A 1,000-nucleotide genomic window follows, 5' to 3' on the forward strand; every position below is an offset into this window, starting at 1 on the left:
GAAACGGGCCCCCCTGGCACACTGCGCATTGACATCACTGACACAGGAACGGGCATCACTCAGGACGAGCTGCGCACCATATTCGACCCATTCACCCGTCATGCAGCCGATAAGCTGGCCGGTGGCAGAGGTATTGGACTCTCAATATCTAAACGGATAGTCGAACTCATGGGTGGAACTATCTACGTGGAGAGCGAACCCGGAGAGGGATCGAAATTCTGGATTGAAATACCCACTGAACCGAAACTGCAAGACGCTGGCTCAAACGCATTATAATCTGGTACCCATTCAGCAGTAGAGGTGGCTCATGCTGACCATTAAAAAAGCCGAAGTGGTAATCCACTTCGGCTTTTTCCTGATTGGTCCGGGCGAGATGATTCGAACATCCGACCCCCACAACCCCATTGTGGTGCGCTACCAAGCTGCGCTACGCCCGGAAAGGAGGGGGAATACTAGGCAGTTAACCCAGCATTGTCAATCCAAAACCGGGCTATCTTTTTAGTACCTGCAGCAGGCCCTCAAGTTCGGCACGGAGCTGTTTCACAATCTGATGACTCTGGTTCTGATCATCCTTGGCTGTGTCACCGGAGAGCTGCTGGCGGGCACCGCCGATGGTGAATCCCTGTTCATAGAGCAGGCTGCGAATCTGACGAATCATGAGTACGTCGTGACGCTGATAATAACGCCGGTTACCACGCCGCTTCACCGGCTTGAGCTGGGGAAACTCCTGTTCCCAGTAGCGAAGCACATGGGGTTTCACCTGGCAGAGGTCGCTGACCTCGCCAATGGTAAAATAGCGTTTGCCCGGAATCGAGGGCAGTTGGTTATTGCTGCTGCTGGGATCCAGCATAGGCTTCTACCCGTGCTTTTAGTTTTTGTCCGGGCCTGAATGTAACGACCCGCCGGGCTGAGATCGGGATCTCTTCGCCGGTCTTGGGGTTACGCCCAGGCCGCTGTTTCTTTTCACGCAGGTCAAAATTACCAAACCCGGAGAGCTTCA

At 54.1% G+C, this 1,000-nt stretch carries 3 protein-coding genes and 1 tRNA gene; 1 reads left to right on the forward strand and 3 read right to left on the reverse strand.

Translation table 11 applies throughout. The annotated features are described in order from the left end of the window. Window positions 1–276, forward strand: a 276-nt coding sequence (locus tag G9Q73_RS18985; RefSeq protein ID WP_246345873.1) for a sensor histidine kinase, incomplete at its 5' end; no start/stop codon positions are given. An 84-nt stretch (window positions 277–360) separates the two neighbouring features. On the opposite strand, the gene G9Q73_RS18990 is transcribed toward G9Q73_RS18985, so the two are convergent. From G9Q73_RS18990 to G9Q73_RS19000, 3 genes are all read right to left on the reverse strand, one after another. After that, a tRNA-Pro gene (locus tag G9Q73_RS18990) sits at window positions 361–437 on the reverse strand. Window positions 438–490: 53 nt separating this feature from the next. Continuing rightward, window positions 491–850: a MerR family transcriptional regulator gene (locus G9Q73_RS18995; RefSeq protein WP_177421537.1), complete on the reverse strand. Its 360-nt coding sequence runs from the start codon at window positions 848–850 to the stop codon at window positions 491–493. Further along, window positions 825–1,000, reverse strand: a 176-nt coding sequence (locus G9Q73_RS19000; RefSeq protein ID WP_177421538.1) for an HU family DNA-binding protein, incomplete at its 5' end; no start/stop codon positions are given. The genes G9Q73_RS18995 and G9Q73_RS19000, both read right to left, overlap by 26 nt.

The sequence above is a fragment of the endosymbiont of Lamellibrachia barhami genome (genome assembly GCF_011947365.2).
GTDB lineage: Bacteria > Pseudomonadota > Gammaproteobacteria > Chromatiales > Chromatiaceae > QGON01.

Bases quoted from the DNA above. Each gene is read 5' to 3' on its own strand.
- G9Q73_RS18995 (WP_177421537.1), bottom strand. From the start codon at position 850: ATGCTGGATCCCAGCAGCAGCAATAACCAACTGCCCTCGATTCCGGGC.